Below are 14,464 nucleotides of genomic sequence, written 5' to 3'. Positions count from 1 at the left end.
AATTTATTTGTCTGGAGACTGATTATTTGTTCTGCTGTAAATAAAACCCGAGGAGCAATATACTCCCCGAGTTAACTATAAACATATGAAACTAAATCTTATTAGGCTCCAAATACTGGATTCGGTAGTCTACATATTGGTTGAAAGCCCAGAAAATTAACATCGCTGGATAGATATCCTGGTTTAACAGGTTCTTCTTTTACCAGGTCCGTGCTTAAATATTTCTTATTGTCATCACATAATAGCGTCACAACGACTGCTTCCTCCCCCAGCTCCTGCTGTAACTTAATCGCTCCGATAACATTCGCTCCAGAGGAAATCCCAACAGCAAGCCCCAGTTGTCTTGATAATTTTTGGGCCATAATGATTGAGTCACCATCGTTGGCACAGACCACTGCATCAAGTTCATCCAGATCAACGATAGCCGGGATAAATTCATCAGATATACCCTGAATACGGTGTGAACCTACTTTATGTCCTGTCGTTAAAGTTGGACTTTCCGCTGGCTCCAAGGGATGTACACGAACATTTGGATTTGCTTTCCGTAAACTACGTCCTACACCCATAACAGTTCCACCGGTGCCCACTCCCGCGACAAAAGCATCTGCCACCAAACCCTGCTCCTCCAATTGTTCCACAATCTCATAGCCGGTTGTTTTCTCATGCGCTTCTGCATTATATTGATTCTCAAACTGACGTGGCAGAAATACACCACCCGCCGCCGCGAGCTCTTCACTTAAACGAATACTTCCTAAAAAGCCACCTTCTTCTTTGCTGATCAACTGAATATCAGCCCCCATACTTCTGATAATATCGGTACGTTCCTTACTTAGCCAGTTTGGCATGATGATCTTTACCTGATGCCCTAGTGCTTTACCAATAGCCGAAAAAGCAATTCCGGTATTTCCACTCGTCGCTTCGATTACAACATCCGTTGGGCGGATCTGGCAATTCATATACGCTTTATACAAGATGTATAGCGCCATCCTATCTTTGATACTACCTGTCAAGTTGTAATTCTCACATTTTACAAATACCCGACCTGGCTTACCTTTGTAGGTATACTGCAATTCCAACATGGGGGTATTCCCAACCAGTCGCCACAAATGCTTAAATCTTTTGTCCAACGCAGGGGATAAACATGCACTTAGTAATTCTTGTTCCGCCATTTTTATATAAATGATTATTCTGTAGCAAAATTGAATAATAACAAGATATTATTCAATACATAACCATTATTTCAAGAAAAATTCAATAAATACACACTAATAACAATAAATTATTCAAACAAACATTATAATTTTGCAACAACACCGAAAATATTCAGATTATGGAATTGGACGATATTGATCTAAAATTATTACGCCTATTGCAGCATGACGCTTCATTAAGCAACAAAGAACTCTCCTTCGAATTGAATAAATCAATTGCGGCAGTACATGAAAGGGTAAAAAAATTAAAAAGACTGGGTTATATAAAAAAAACAGTGGCAATCCTTGACCGGCATAAAATCGGAATCGGACTGATTTCGTTTTCGCAGGTATTCCTCAAAGCACATACCTTCGAAGTGCTTAATGAATTTGAAAAAGAAGTGGCGAAATTTCCTGAAGTGATGGAATGTTATCAGATGGCAGGTTCTTATGATTTCATGTTACGTATTGCGACCAAAGATATGGATGCCTATCATATTTTCTTACGCCATCGGCTTGCAGTATTACCTCAGGTCAATACAGTACAGACGTATTTTGTGTTATCGGAGACAAAGAGCGAAACAGCCTATCCGCTGTAATCGAGGACATCTGATCCAAAAATAAAACGACGAGGTATTGATTTAACATAAATCAATACCTCATACATATTATTGAATTTAATCGAACAATAGGGTTCCGGTTACATTCCAGCTGCTGAAACTCGTACCTTCGGGTGCACCCTGCGGGATCTGCACCTGTAATTTGTAATCCCCAGCTTTTAAATCGCCCAGATCGATATAAATTGGTGGAGTCACTGTTCCCGGACACCAGTTAGAGCGGCTCAGATCTGATGAAGACAATCCAGTAGCAAAATTACCCGAAGCAGGATTGGACAGACGGTAAGAACCGCAATCATTGCGCCAAGGTGTATATTTAAACAGCAAGGCGTCGTTTAGAAAGATGCGGTTTTCCTTAGGAACGAATTCATCACCATTGCCCCAGCCGCCATGACCGGTCGTGATATAGCGTAACTGTACATTTTTAGCGTCCTGATCCAAGTGAAACGACAAGGTCAGCCCTTTTTCTTTATCAAACATAGATCCATACTCCTGTCCCCCCATTTCCATCACATTGGTTGTGGTAAATAACGACATCGCCTTTTTCAGATTTCCTTCCGAGCCCTCCTCAAACCCAGGATGTATGGTCAGCTCTACACTCACCTCGTGACCGTTCTTATCATAGTTACCAATGAAAGCGCCCACATACACTTCCTGTTCACTTAACATGCCCGCGAGCTCGGACACATCCTGTCTATAAAGCACAGAATCCTGCCAAACCTTATCCTTTAGCTGAAGATAGTTAAACTGCTTAACACCAAAGGGTGTAAAAAAACGCATCAGCTCAACAATCGGCTCAAAAGTTGCCGTTCTTACCACGCCTTGATAACTCTTTCCATTTCCATTTTCATACTTCGGTAGGGTCGACATACCGTTTTTCATCCCATCCAGAAAACTCTGTGCTTTATTCGCCGGGATAATAAAAACGGACCCCGTACGATCGTATGCATCACCTTTAGACTGTTCCACAAGCTGAACGAACACATTATCACTAGGTTTTATTTTCGGTATTTTGACTTTCTTGACAATGACTGTCCCGTTGGCAAAACGTAGGATTGAATCTGATTTGGTATCATCTGAAAAACGAATGCGTTCCTTTTGAAACACCGGAAGTTGAATGAAACGGTTTTTCCAGATAAGATCTTTATAGGACAGTTCGTCATAACGTTTCTCGCTTCCTTTTAGTTTCAATTGCTCCGGGATGGTCTTGACTTTCTCGACCTTCGTGGCGAAAGTCCGTGTATTGCCATTTCTGACGACCTCCAAAACCAGCCCTAGATCTTGCCCCAGTTCGCTAGGAGCAGCTTTTATACCTAGTTTGTCTGTATACCATAATTCCAATTTATTGGAGTTGATACTCGTTTCCACTTTTTTACAAGGATACCCCAAGATGGTCTTAGTTTCGTTCGTCGGGGTGAATTTCTGCTTAGAGAGCGCCAAAGAATCTCTTGTCAGGATAAGGGAACCATCTTTCAGTTTCGCAATTTTTAGCAGGGCATTTCCAACAGACCGCTCCACCAGTACACGTTCGTATGGCGGTAATAATTGTCCCTTTATATCTTTTTCCGAGCTCACGTAAGTTTCATTTGCATTGGCATACACCAGTACCCCATTCTGATTAGCGGGTGTATTCCCATTAAAACTCTGATTATACTGGATCATATAGCTCGTTAGCTTCTGCGCATAAGAGGACAATGACAGACATAAAATGGAAACAAAAAGGATATTTTTCTTCATCGTATACATATTGGATTAAACACAAAAATAAGAAAGGCTTTAGGAATTCCTAAAGCCTTTCTTATTTTATGCTAAAACGTTTATTTTATCAACCAGATATCCAAAAGATAAAAAACCGCAAAGATTACCGACGCATAGCCATTGGTCGTCATAAAATCGCGGTTTACCCGACTTAAATCTGTCGGGGAAAATAGCGTATGCTGATAAATCAGCAAGGCACCGTAAAAAACCACACCTAAATAATAAATCCAACCAACAGACATTAAAAATGCCGGTATTAAAACAAATATAAAAGACAGCACATGCAAAATTTCCGATACGCGCATCGCTCCTTTGGTTCCCAGCCACACTGGAATGGAGTTTAATTTATTGGCGCGGTCAAAGGCTTCATCCTGCAAGGCATAAATAATATCAAATCCACTCACCCAGGTTAACACAGCAAACCCATAAAGAACAGGTACAGTTGCGAACTGCCCTGTAATCACAAGATATGCCCCGATAGGCGCCAGCCCCAATCCCGCACCTAATACCAGATGGCATAAGGGGGTGATACGTTTTGTATAGGAGTAAAAAAGCACCACAAAAAGCGCAATCGGAGATAACATAAAACACAGGGAATTTATAAAATAAGTCGCCGTGACAAAAAGTAAGCAATTGACAATGGTAAAGATCAAAGCATTGCGGGCCGAAATCTTCCCCGCGGGAATATCCCGCATGGCTGTTCTGGGATTAATGGCATCAATATCACGGTCTAAATACCTATTGAAGGCCATAGCGGCATTTCGCGCCGTTACCATGCACAATAACATCAACAGCAATAATTTCCAGGAGAAGGTATATTCAGTGGTGTGCAGCGCCAAAAAGAAGCCAATCAGGGCAAATGGCAATGCAAACACGCTATGGGCAAATAATACTAAGGAAAGATACTTCTTCATGAGGCGATCTTAATTACACTTTCAAACGTTCAGCATCCTATCCCCGACAATGATCCGATTGACGAAGCCCGTATGTTGAACGTTATCTACTTATTAATTACTTAAAACGGCATTCTTTCTTCCGGCTCTGGTGCCACAAATCGACTATTGACCTCATCGATGGTTTCCAAAATTGCTTCATGCCCCACTTTCTTCTCAGCGGAGGTCAAAAATATCGGCGGCACCTCCTCAAACCATTGCAACAGCGATTTTTTAAATTTCGCAATGTTCGCATCAGATTTCACAGCTGATTGTTTATCCGCCTTAGTAAAGACGAGCATAAAAGGCAAACCGCATTCACCAAGCCAATAACAGAAATCAAGATCGATTTTCTGTGGTTCGAGGCGACTGTCAACCAAAACAAATACACATTGTAAATTATCTCTATGTGTAAGGTATCTGCGAATGAATTTCTCCCATTCATTTCGACTCGTTTTGGACGCTTTCGCGAATCCATAACCGGGTAAATCGACCAGATACCAGGTATCATCTATGATAAAATGATTGATCAACTGAGTCTTACCAGGTTTCTGAGAAGTCTTGGCAAGCCCCTTCTTATTTGTCATGGCATTGATCAAAGAAGATTTACCTACATTAGAACGGCCTATAAAGGCGTACTCAGGCAAATTTGGCGCAGGTAATTTGTCAACTCTCGTGTTGCTACACACGAATTCGGCTTTTTTTACTTCCATGGAACAAAGGTACATTAAATGAAACCGTTTGACAAGGTTTACTCCGCTTCTATACGATAAAAAAACTTCAACCGCCAATCTGTAACATTTAACAGCAGACAGATACTAATAGTCAAAATAAACAAGTGTATATTTGATAGCAAGCGATATATGCTATTTTTCCATAGAGAATTTAATTAAACCTTAGAAAAGATGTTACTCGAAATCAATCATGTCACCAAGGATTACGCCAATCACCGGGCATTGGACGATGTGTCCCTCCAGATTCCAAAAGGAAAGATTTTTGGCTTACTGGGACCAAATGGCGCGGGAAAAACATCCCTGATCCGCATCATTAATCAGATCACTGCACCTGATTCCGGTGAAATTCGCTTTAATGGGGAACTGTTAGGTCCACAGCATATTGGGCAGATAGGCTATCTTCCGGAAGAACGCGGTCTCTACAAGAAAATGAAAATCGGGGATCAGATGCTTTATTTGGCGCAACTGAAAGGGCTTTCAAAAAAAGAAGCTTTACATCGTATAAAAGATTGGTGCGAACGACTTGATATAACTTCATGGTGGGACAAGAAGATTGAAGATCTCAGCAAGGGAATGCAGCAGAAGGTGCAATTTGTGGCCACCGTTATTCACCAACCGCAATTGATTATCCTTGATGAACCCTTCTCAGGTTTTGACCCAGTGAATGCCAATATCATTAAAGAACAGATCCTGCGGTTAAATGCTGAAGGTGCTACAATTATCTTCTCCACCCATCGCATGGAAACGGTAGAAGAGCTCTGCGATCATATTGCCTTGATCCACCGCTCCAAGAAAATCCTGGATGGTCCCGTACAAGATATCAAGAAAGACTACAGGAACCAAACCTATACCTTGGAATTTACCCCCAATGCAGAAAGCATTGACATCAGCAATGAAAGTCTATTTAAAATTGTCAGCTCATCACAAAAAGAAGATATTTACAAGGCTACTATTCAGCTAAATAAATATATTAATATAAACAACGTATTAACATCTTTATTACCAAAAATACAGCTTAATCAAATCATCGAGCTTGTCCCTTCCATGGCAGATATTTTTATCCAGAAGGTTACTGAGGCCTCACCTTTATCCCCAGATCATGCATAAGATATTACTCATCATTCAACGGGAATATCTATCCCGAGTCAAGAAAAGATCATTCATTGTGATGACTTTCGCGGTCCCGCTTTTCTTTTTTGCACTGTATGCAGGTATGTTTTACCTGACAAAAAAGAGCTTTAAAGATGCCCATACAGAAGTCTTTATCATTGATCAACAGGGCGACTTCGCCAATAGGCTTCAAAGCAATAAAAATGTAAGCTACAAGAAGAGTCAACTACCCCTTCAACAACAAAAACAACGCCTGGCCCAAGAGCAAACCAAACAGGCAATCTTATACATCCCTCAAGATATCCTGACGACACAAAAGGCTGAATTGATTACCAGCGGCAAAACAAGTTTTGTCACGCAGGAGATTATCAGTGGTCAGTTGGAAGACATCATTCGGGAAAAGGAATATAAAGCCAAAGGGATAGACCTCAAGCTGATCCAGTCCATTAAACCCAAAGTAGCGCTTGATGCCAAGGAAATTACCGTCGACGGTGAAGAAAAAAACAGCAACACAGCCATAGCCATGGGGATTGGCGTCGCCTTGGCTATTTTGGTTTACCTGTCTCTCTTTCTCTATGGCGCACAAGTCATGCGCGGTATCATTGAAGAAAAAAGCAATCGCATTATAGAAGTTATTATATCTTCTGTAAAGCCCTTTCAGCTTATGATGGGTAAAATTGTTGGGATCGGTATGGTTGGCCTTACACAATTTGTGATGTGGCTTGTACTCACGCTAGGGCTCTTTCTTGTGGCTACTACATTATTTGTCAATCCACAAGACATACAGGAAGTCGCCGCCGGCCAGCCTGGAGCGGCCAATATGGGAACAGTATCCAAAGCAATGGGACAAGGTGGTTCTGCCGCTATTCTCGCTTCAATCCAAAGTTTCAATTTCACCGAGGTTATTGTATTCTTCTTTCTGTTCTTTATAGCAGGTTACCTCCTCTATAGTGCTATATTTGCTGCTGCGGGCTCTGCCGTAGACAACGAAACCGAGGCCAATCAGTTTTCCATGCCGATCACCATGCCCCTATTGTTAACGTATATTCTCTCTTTCGGAGTTATCATTAACGATCCCAATGGTCCAATTGCCACCTGGCTGAGCTTTATTCCATTTACATCCCCCATCGCTATGCTGGTCCGCATTCCTTTTGGTGTCCCTTTATGGCAGATATTAACTTCATTGACCTTGCTTATTTTAACCTTCCTATTGGTCACCTGGATAGCTGCACGTATCTATCGTGTGGGGATATTGATCTATGGAAAGAAAGCCAGTCTCAAAGAAATCATCAAATGGTTTAATTATAAAAATTGATCGGACCGATCAACAAGGCATATAAAGAAGCGAAGGCTAGATTGTATTGTACAATCCAGCCTTCGCTTGTTATCAACCCAACTGTCAAAACCTCAGTTCAAACAGCTCCATAAACCTACTTTTCTTTCAGTATGACAACTACAGGGCAAATGGTTTAATATCTAATATTGAACTTCTGAAATACAAAATGCCATAACCAGATCGGACCTATCAATAGAAATTGCATAAACTGCTTTCCAGTAATTGCCTTTTTCTCTTTTCTTTTACCGAGAAACAGTGCGACTAACGCCAGCAATGCGATCGCCAAGCATACCCAAATTACCGCAGGACCGCCATTTTTTTGTACGTATTCCAACTGAACAATAAAAAAACTCATTGCACCGATCGAGAATAAAATGGCATAAGACAAGGTTGCCGATAATTTCAGGTAAAAATAGATGACAATTGCAATAAAGAAAGAACCCCAGTTCAGGAAGGTATGCCAATTAAGCTTCACCAAAAATTCAAACTGTGGAAAAGGAATCATCCAAATACAGCCCATCACACCGAAGAATAACAGCGGCAAAAAGATGATCTGAATAATACGATTGGTTGGGTCTTGAAAATTAGCATTCAATTCCTCAAAATAGGTATCTACTGGACGTTTCGGTTCTACTTCCTGAACTTTCTTCTTTTGTTTCATTCGGCAAATTTAATAAATATTGATCTGCATAAACCGCTGAGCGGGATAATATTCTCATTTTTTTGGTCTGTCGCTTGTCATTATATGCTTTATTCGACCTTTAACTGGCAATCTCCTATCCAATTACGTAATATTGCAACATGAAGTCTTACAAACATATCTTATTTGATCTCGATGGCACCCTGACAGACCCTGCGGAGGGCATCACCAAATGTATCGCGTATGCACTCGAAGCAAAAGGGATACATACGCCTGATTTAAATAGCCTGAAGCCCTTAATTGGCCCTCCATTGAAAGATACGTTCATGCATACCTATGGATTTGATGAAAAGGAAGCGCTGGCTTGTGTAGATAAATACCGTGAGCGCTTTGCAACTCAGGGCTTATATGAGAACCTGCTCTTTGATGGCATGCCCGAATTGCTGGAAGGGCTTAAAGCTAAAGATTATAAGGTATACTTAGCGACCTCAAAACCCGAAATTTTTGCACATAAGATTTTACAGCATTTTGCAATCGACAGTTACTTCGATTTTGCTGGCGGAAGCGCATTGGACGACTCCAGACCGACCAAGACAAGTGTCATCCAGTATGTATTGAACGAAACTGCCCTAACGGATCCCCAGCGCTGTATTATGATCGGGGACCGCAAGCATGATCTAATCGGCGCCCGGGAAACAGGCATGGATGCCATCGCTGTGCTTTATGGCTATGGCAGCGAGGAAGAACTTATGAAAGAAAGGCCAACCTATCTGATGCATAGCGTATATGATTTAATTGATTTTTTTGATGCATAAATAAGCTTTCGGCAGGAATAACTATTCCGCGCTGGGTACCTGCTGATATTAAAAGATACAGCAACAAAAAAACCCAATCAATGATTGGGGCTTTTGCTATACTGATTATCTACGATCCTGGATTATTTTTCCAGGGCTCTTCGATAAACTATTTCGCGTAAGATACGGATCTCGTCTCCCGGATGACAGTCACTTTAATCTGACCTGGATAAGTCATTTCAGTCTGTATACGGTTTGAGATATCAGCTGCCAATATTTCTGATTGTGCATCGGATACTTTTTCACTCTCCACGATGACGCGTAATTCACGACCGGCCTGTATCGCAAAAGTTTTCTCGACACCAGGGTAAGATAGTGCTAAGTCTTCAAGTTCTTTCAAACGTTTGATGTAGCTTTCGACAACTTCACGGCGTGCTCCAGGGCGTGCTCCTGAGATAGCATCACAGGCTTGTACCACAGGAGAAATTAAGGCTGTCATCTCAATTTCATCGTGGTGGGCACCAATGGCGTTACAAACATCTGGGTGCTCTTTATATTTTTCAGCCAATTGCATACCTAGAATCGCGTGTGGCAATTCCGGATTATCATCAGGCACTTTACCAATATCATGCAATAGTCCAGCACGTTTTGCATGTTTTACATTCAATCCCAACTCAGCAGCCATTGTTGCCGCAAAATTGGCAACCTCACGGGAGTGCTGTAGAAGGTTCTGACCATAAGAAGAACGGTAACGCATACGTCCCACCATACGGATCAGCTCCGGATGTAATCCATGAATACCAAGATCAATAGCTGTACGTTCACCAATCTCAACAATCTCGTCTTCAATCTGTGTCCGTGTTTTTGCTACAACCTCCTCAATACGAGCCGGGTGGATACGGCCATCCGTTACAAGACGGTGTAAAGCCAAACGGGCAATCTCACGACGTACTGGATCAAAACCAGAAAGGATAATTGCCTCCGGTGTATCATCCACGATGATCTCTACACCTGTTGCAGCTTCCAATGCACGGATATTACGACCCTCACGACCGATAATACGGCCTTTGATCTCATCATTTTCGATATTGAAAATGGAAACGGTATTTTCGATCGCAGATTCAGTAGCTGTACGTTGGATCGTTTGGATAACGACTTTTTTCGCTTCTTTCGTCGCGGTCAATTTTGCTTCGTCCACAATATCCTTGATCTGAATCATGGCCTGGGAACGGGCTTCCTCGCGCAATGAATCCACCAATTGGTTTTTAGCTTCGTCAGCTGTAACACCAGCGATACTCTCCAATTGCTTGATCTGTTGTAATTTTAAAGCCTCAACTTCTTCGGATTTCTTTTCATTAAGTTCAACCAACTTATCCAATTGCTTCTTCTTGGCATCCACCTCCTGCTTATCGCGGTTGATGCTCTCCAGCTTTTGGTTAATAGATTGTTCTTTCTGTCTCAACGTATTTTCCTTTTGGTTGATGGTGTTGTTACGTTGATTCACCTCCTTTTCGTGTTCGGATTTTAATTGAAGGAATTTCTCTTTAGCCTCCAAAAGGCGTTTCTTTTTAATGTGCTCTCCTTCCTGCTCTGCATCTTTTAGTATGCTATTTACCTTATCTTTGGCTTCCTGCTCTTGTTTTTTGAATAACAGAACCAACAGATAACGACCTATAAGTACACCAACAATCAGAGGAATTATAATATAAAGTGCGACGTCCATGTATGTATAATTGTATTATATATGTTTGTTTTTATTAATTATTAAAATTTCAATAGAATAAATCTCTCCAGTATTTTGAACCGGGCAGAAGCTGGTTTAATAGCTTTGATATCCCGATACACTCCTTTTCCTTGGGCCACCGATCGCATCAGACCGGATTTACAGGCTAAATGCAATCAGGTCCTGGCAAATGATGACTTCATCACAAAAAAAAACCGCAATTAAATTTAAACAGGTCTCATGTATTATTAAACTTCGTGATTACATAATTAGGCTTAGATTATGACCCAGATGGCTTTCGCAAAATGGCCTATATCTTTTTGCGCCTGTAATATTGAAGCGTTAAGTTTAAAATAGTGACAACCCGAATTTAATTGCGGCAAATTCGTCGTTTTAAGCTCTAAATATAAAGAACGTAAATTTATTTGTTAAAGAAATCCGTCAACAACTGGTCAAGCTCCTGTACTGAGTTTTCCAGCCCCACTTCGTGGTTCTGGGACTGCCGCTCCGCATTCAACATTCGCGTAGCGAACTGCAATACACACATGGACAACAAATCCTGTTTATCTCTCACAGTATAGTTTTCCTGCAATTCCTTTACCTTTTCATTTATCAATTTCGCAGCATGTCGAATCACTTCCTCCTCCGCGCTTTCCACCCGTAGGGGGTAAACACGATCTGCGATATTTATTTTTATGGAAATCTCTCCCATTTCTTTGAGCTTTTTAACGTTGTATTAGTTTAAATTCCGATGATCTCCAAATTCCAACTACTTCAACAAACTAATACATTTGTCTATTTCTCGCACAAAATCGTTAATTTTTTGTTTTGTGTCAAGTATTTTTTCATTAATTGCTTCCTTATCCGTTTCCGAATCCAAGGTCCTGGCGACGGCCAGTGCCTTGACTTTCTCTTCCAGCTGCTTGCTTTTATCGTTGCTCGCATCGAAAGCCACTTTTAAGGATTGTACCTCTAATTTAAGCAAATCATTCTCTTCTTGCAAGACTTCGCACATTTGAATTAAGTTTTTCGTTTTCTCAACGATCAGATTCATTTGTGAAGACAATGTTGCCATAGCGTAAATCGAATATTACCAATTAATGTTGTATCTCTAATTAACCACGCACCTCTGCGTTTAGTTCCTTCTCAAAATTAACAATTAATTTTTGAACTATCGCATCAATTTGTTTATCGGTCAATGTTTTTTCTTCATCTTGCAAGATAAAGCTCAGAGCATAAGACTTTTTCCCTTCCGGAATTTTATCACCTTTATACACGTCAAACACATTTACTTCTTTCAGAAGCTTGCGTTCGGTCTTTTGCGCGACAAATTGTAGCTTATCGAAGCTCACATCTTCATCAATCAACAGGGATAAATCACGTCGTACAGCAGGGAACTTGGACACTTCCTTGTATTGAATGTTATTCTTGCGAATAATTTTCATCAGGACATCCCAGTCAAAATCGGCAAAGAAAACCTGTCCTTCCACATCTGCTTTTTTCAAATTGGCGTTAGCTACCGCTCCAAATGAAACCAGCCGTTTCTGGCCTTTCATATAACTCAGTCCGTAAGCAAAATGATTGCCCGGTGCATCTTGGATTTGGATCCCCTCAATCTTGAGACGTTTGATAATGGCATCAACTGCAGCTTTCAGATGATAGAAATTGACATGACCTTTTTTACTATTCCACTGTTCGGCTTCTTCCCGGCCTGTTATTGCAAAAGTCAAATGCTGCGTTTCTTTATATCCCTCTCCATCCAATGCATAGGTTTTGCCAAATTCGAAGAATTTCAGATCGAAATTTCTTCGCTTCTGGTTATATTCAATGGCATTCAAGACCGAGAACAACATATTTTGACGCATGGTATCCAAATCCGAACTTAAAGGATTGAATAATTTTACTGCCGTCTCGCTATCATCTGCATAATCAAGCTTTGTCAGCGAATTTGCCAATATTTCGCGGAATCCATTACCGATCAACAGATCCGCCAATTGATTCAAGACAACTTCTTTATCTGGTTTTTCGACCGTATTTAAAGAAGCTTTGATCTGGGATTTTAGCTCAATGTTATTGTAGCCATAAATCCGTAGGACCTCTTCTACAACGTCTACTTCACGGGTCACATCGACACGGTAAGCCGGTACTAAAACGTCAAGTCCCGTTTCTGTTTCCGAAGCAACCTCTATACCCAGGGCAACAATAATTGACTTAATTTCCTCATTCGGAATGGCCTGCCCGATCAATCTTACCACATTCGCATAACTGACGTGGAATGAAAATGGTTTGATTTCTACCGGATATTCATCTTTTAACGTAGAAGAGATCGTGCCGCCTGCAATTTCCTGAATCAACAATGCCGCGCGTTTTAACGCCTCTACCGTAATATTAGGATCTGTACCGCGCTCGAAACGGAATGAAGCATCGGTTTTTAAACCATGTCTTTTGGAAGTCTTACGTACCGAAACAGCATTAAAGTAAGCCGATTCCAAAAATACATTTGTTGTTTCTGTTGAAACACCCGAGTAAGCGCCACCAAAAACACCCGCAATACACATCGGTTTTTCAGTATCTGCAATCACAAGATCTTCTGCAGAAAGCGTCCGCTCCGCAGCATCCAGGGTCACAAATTTTTCCCCTTCTTTTGCCGTACGGACAATTACTTTATTACCGGCAATCTTATCTGCATCAAATGCATGCAATGGTTGCCCAAGATCATGCAAGATATAATTGGTAATATCAACAATATTATTGATCGGACGTACACCGATTACATTTAACTTTTCTTTCAACCAGTCCGGTGATTCAGCCACCTGCACACCGGAAATATTGATTCCACTATAACGTGGGCAGGCTACAGCATCTTCAACAACTACTGTCGTCCCTGCCGCTTCCGCAGCCTGAAATGCCGAAACATCCGCTTTTAGGATATCCGTACGGAAATAAGCAGCGATATCACGCGCCACCCCCAAATGGGATGCTGCATCCGCACGATTCGGTGTAAGACCGATTTCGTAACGGTAATCATCCTGAATATTGAAATGATCTTTTACCAATGTTCCTACCGCAACATCAGCAGGCAATTCAACGATACCGGCGTGAGATGTTCCCAAACCGATCTCATCTTCACCGCATAACATACCTTCGGATACTTCACCACGAATTTTAGATTTAGTAATCTTAAACGGCTCTCCGCTCAGTGGATGGCATGTTGTCCCTACTGTTGCCACAATTACCTTCAATCCGGTGCGGCAATTAGGTGCACCACATACGATATTCAATAATTCAGAAGCGCCTACATCCACTGTAGTAACGCGTAATTTATCGGCATTTGGGTGCTGTTCACAAGTTTTCACCTCACCAACGACCAAACCGTCCAACCCTCCTGGGATACTCTGTACAACATCCAGTGCTTCTACTTCCAATCCTGTATTTGTCAGAATCAAAGACAATTCCTCTGCTGTCGAATCTATATTAACGTGTTGTTTTAACCAATTATATGAAATGTTCATCTCGAATTTGATTTGATGCACAAACTTAGATAAATTTGACTTTGTATGCAATTATAATTGCGCAGTATATCAATTTATCCTTATTGGCACATACATAAAAAATAAATCTACCCCATCA

Annotated in this window: 13 protein-coding genes; 4 read left to right on the top strand and 9 right to left on the bottom strand. The window is 41.2% G+C overall.

Going from position 1 to position 14,464, the window contains the following annotated elements:
* Nucleotides 1-101: 101 nt before the first annotated feature.
* Nucleotides 102-1,169 (bottom strand): PLP-dependent cysteine synthase family protein, encoded by a 1,068-nt coding sequence (locus BWD42_RS01515; RefSeq protein ID WP_077432714.1) that lies wholly within the window; start codon nucleotides 1,167-1,169, stop codon nucleotides 102-104.
* A gap of 158 nt (nucleotides 1,170-1,327) precedes the next feature.
* Between BWD42_RS01515 and BWD42_RS01510 the strand changes: the two genes are divergently transcribed.
* Complete coding sequence (locus BWD42_RS01510) at nucleotides 1,328-1,789, top strand: Lrp/AsnC family transcriptional regulator (protein WP_104381061.1); 462 nt, start codon at nucleotides 1,328-1,330, stop codon at nucleotides 1,787-1,789.
* Nucleotides 1,790-1,867: 78 nt separating this feature from the next.
* On the opposite strand, the gene BWD42_RS01505 is transcribed toward BWD42_RS01510, so the two are convergent.
* From BWD42_RS01505 to yihA, 3 genes are all read right to left on the bottom strand, one after another.
* Complete coding sequence (locus tag BWD42_RS01505) at nucleotides 1,868-3,544, bottom strand: PNGase F N-terminal domain-containing protein (RefSeq protein WP_077432712.1); 1,677 nt, start codon at nucleotides 3,542-3,544, stop codon at nucleotides 1,868-1,870.
* Between the two features lie 80 nt (nucleotides 3,545-3,624).
* Nucleotides 3,625-4,479, bottom strand: a complete 855-nt coding sequence (locus tag BWD42_RS01500; RefSeq protein WP_077432711.1) for a UbiA-like polyprenyltransferase — start codon at nucleotides 4,477-4,479, stop codon at nucleotides 3,625-3,627.
* Between the two features lie 101 nt (nucleotides 4,480-4,580).
* Complete coding sequence (gene yihA / locus BWD42_RS01495; protein WP_077432710.1) at nucleotides 4,581-5,210, bottom strand: ribosome biogenesis GTP-binding protein YihA/YsxC; 630 nt, start codon at nucleotides 5,208-5,210, stop codon at nucleotides 4,581-4,583.
* Between the two features lie 192 nt (nucleotides 5,211-5,402).
* Here yihA and BWD42_RS01490 point away from each other — a divergent pair, with 192 nt between their 5' ends.
* Entirely contained in the window at nucleotides 5,403-6,338 is a 936-nt protein-coding gene (locus tag BWD42_RS01490) for an ABC transporter ATP-binding protein (RefSeq protein WP_077432709.1), read from the top strand.
* Nucleotides 6,331-7,656, top strand: a complete 1,326-nt coding sequence (locus BWD42_RS01485; RefSeq protein ID WP_077432708.1) for an ABC transporter permease — start codon at nucleotides 6,331-6,333, stop codon at nucleotides 7,654-7,656. The genes BWD42_RS01490 and BWD42_RS01485 overlap by 8 nt, the downstream gene beginning before the upstream one ends.
* Nucleotides 7,657-7,810: 154 nt before the next feature.
* On the opposite strand, the gene BWD42_RS01480 is transcribed toward BWD42_RS01485, so the two are convergent.
* A complete protein-coding gene (locus tag BWD42_RS01480; RefSeq protein ID WP_077432707.1) occupies nucleotides 7,811-8,338 on the bottom strand; it encodes an Mpo1-like protein in 528 nt (175 codons plus the stop codon).
* Between the two features lie 140 nt (nucleotides 8,339-8,478).
* On the opposite strand from BWD42_RS01480, the gene BWD42_RS01475 reads away from it, so the two are divergent.
* Complete coding sequence (locus tag BWD42_RS01475; RefSeq protein ID WP_077432706.1) at nucleotides 8,479-9,132, top strand: HAD-IA family hydrolase; 654 nt, start codon at nucleotides 8,479-8,481, stop codon at nucleotides 9,130-9,132.
* A 148-nt stretch (nucleotides 9,133-9,280) separates the two neighbouring features.
* On the opposite strand, the gene rny is transcribed toward BWD42_RS01475, so the two are convergent.
* The 4 genes from rny to pheT form a co-directional block, all read right to left on the bottom strand.
* Nucleotides 9,281-10,834, bottom strand: a complete 1,554-nt coding sequence (gene rny, locus BWD42_RS01470) for a ribonuclease Y (protein ID WP_077432705.1) — start codon at nucleotides 10,832-10,834, stop codon at nucleotides 9,281-9,283.
* A gap of 421 nt (nucleotides 10,835-11,255) precedes the next feature.
* Nucleotides 11,256-11,546 (bottom strand): cell division protein ZapA, encoded by a 291-nt coding sequence (locus BWD42_RS01465; RefSeq protein WP_077432704.1) that lies wholly within the window; start codon nucleotides 11,544-11,546, stop codon nucleotides 11,256-11,258.
* A 57-nt stretch (nucleotides 11,547-11,603) separates the two neighbouring features.
* The gene (locus tag BWD42_RS01460) at nucleotides 11,604-11,909 is read right to left on the bottom strand and encodes a hypothetical protein (RefSeq protein ID WP_077432703.1); all 306 of its coding nucleotides are present in this window, start codon (nucleotides 11,907-11,909) and stop codon (nucleotides 11,604-11,606) included.
* Nucleotides 11,910-11,949: 40 nt separating this feature from the next.
* Nucleotides 11,950-14,346 (bottom strand): phenylalanine--tRNA ligase subunit beta, encoded by a 2,397-nt coding sequence (gene pheT / locus BWD42_RS01455; RefSeq protein ID WP_077432702.1) that lies wholly within the window; start codon nucleotides 14,344-14,346, stop codon nucleotides 11,950-11,952.
* Nucleotides 14,347-14,464 lie beyond the last annotated feature (118 nt).

It is taken from the genome of Sphingobacterium sp. CZ-UAM, from assembly GCF_002000245.1.
In the GTDB taxonomy this organism is placed as follows: Bacteria; Bacteroidota; Bacteroidia; order Sphingobacteriales; family Sphingobacteriaceae; genus Sphingobacterium.
Note: the sequence above shows the minus strand (reverse complement) of the source record. Positions and strands in the feature narration are given on the sequence as shown.

Excerpts from the sequence above, each read along its gene's own strand:
- BWD42_RS01515 (WP_077432714.1), bottom strand. The coding sequence starts at position 1,169 with ATGGCGGAACAAGAATTACTAAGTGCATGTTTATCCCCTGCGTTGGAC.
- BWD42_RS01505 (WP_077432712.1), bottom strand. The coding sequence starts at position 3,544 with ATGAAGAAAAATATCCTTTTTGTTTCCATTTTATGTCTGTCATTGTCC.
- BWD42_RS01500 (WP_077432711.1), bottom strand. The coding sequence starts at position 4,479 with ATGAAGAAGTATCTTTCCTTAGTATTATTTGCCCATAGCGTGTTTGCA.
- yihA (WP_077432710.1), bottom strand. The coding sequence starts at position 5,210 with ATGGAAGTAAAAAAAGCCGAATTCGTGTGTAGCAACACGAGAGTTGAC.
- BWD42_RS01490 (WP_077432709.1), top strand. The coding sequence starts at position 5,403 with ATGTTACTCGAAATCAATCATGTCACCAAGGATTACGCCAATCACCGG.
- BWD42_RS01485 (WP_077432708.1), top strand. The coding sequence starts at position 6,331 with ATGCATAAGATATTACTCATCATTCAACGGGAATATCTATCCCGAGTC.
- BWD42_RS01480 (WP_077432707.1), bottom strand. The coding sequence starts at position 8,338 with ATGAAACAAAAGAAGAAAGTTCAGGAAGTAGAACCGAAACGTCCAGTA.
- BWD42_RS01475 (WP_077432706.1), top strand. The coding sequence starts at position 8,479 with ATGAAGTCTTACAAACATATCTTATTTGATCTCGATGGCACCCTGACA.
- rny (WP_077432705.1), bottom strand. The coding sequence starts at position 10,834 with ATGGACGTCGCACTTTATATTATAATTCCTCTGATTGTTGGTGTACTT.
- BWD42_RS01465 (WP_077432704.1), bottom strand. The coding sequence starts at position 11,546 with ATGGGAGAGATTTCCATAAAAATAAATATCGCAGATCGTGTTTACCCC.
- BWD42_RS01460 (WP_077432703.1), bottom strand. The coding sequence starts at position 11,909 with ATGGCAACATTGTCTTCACAAATGAATCTGATCGTTGAGAAAACGAAA.
- pheT (WP_077432702.1), bottom strand. The coding sequence starts at position 14,346 with ATGAACATTTCATATAATTGGTTAAAACAACACGTTAATATAGATTCG.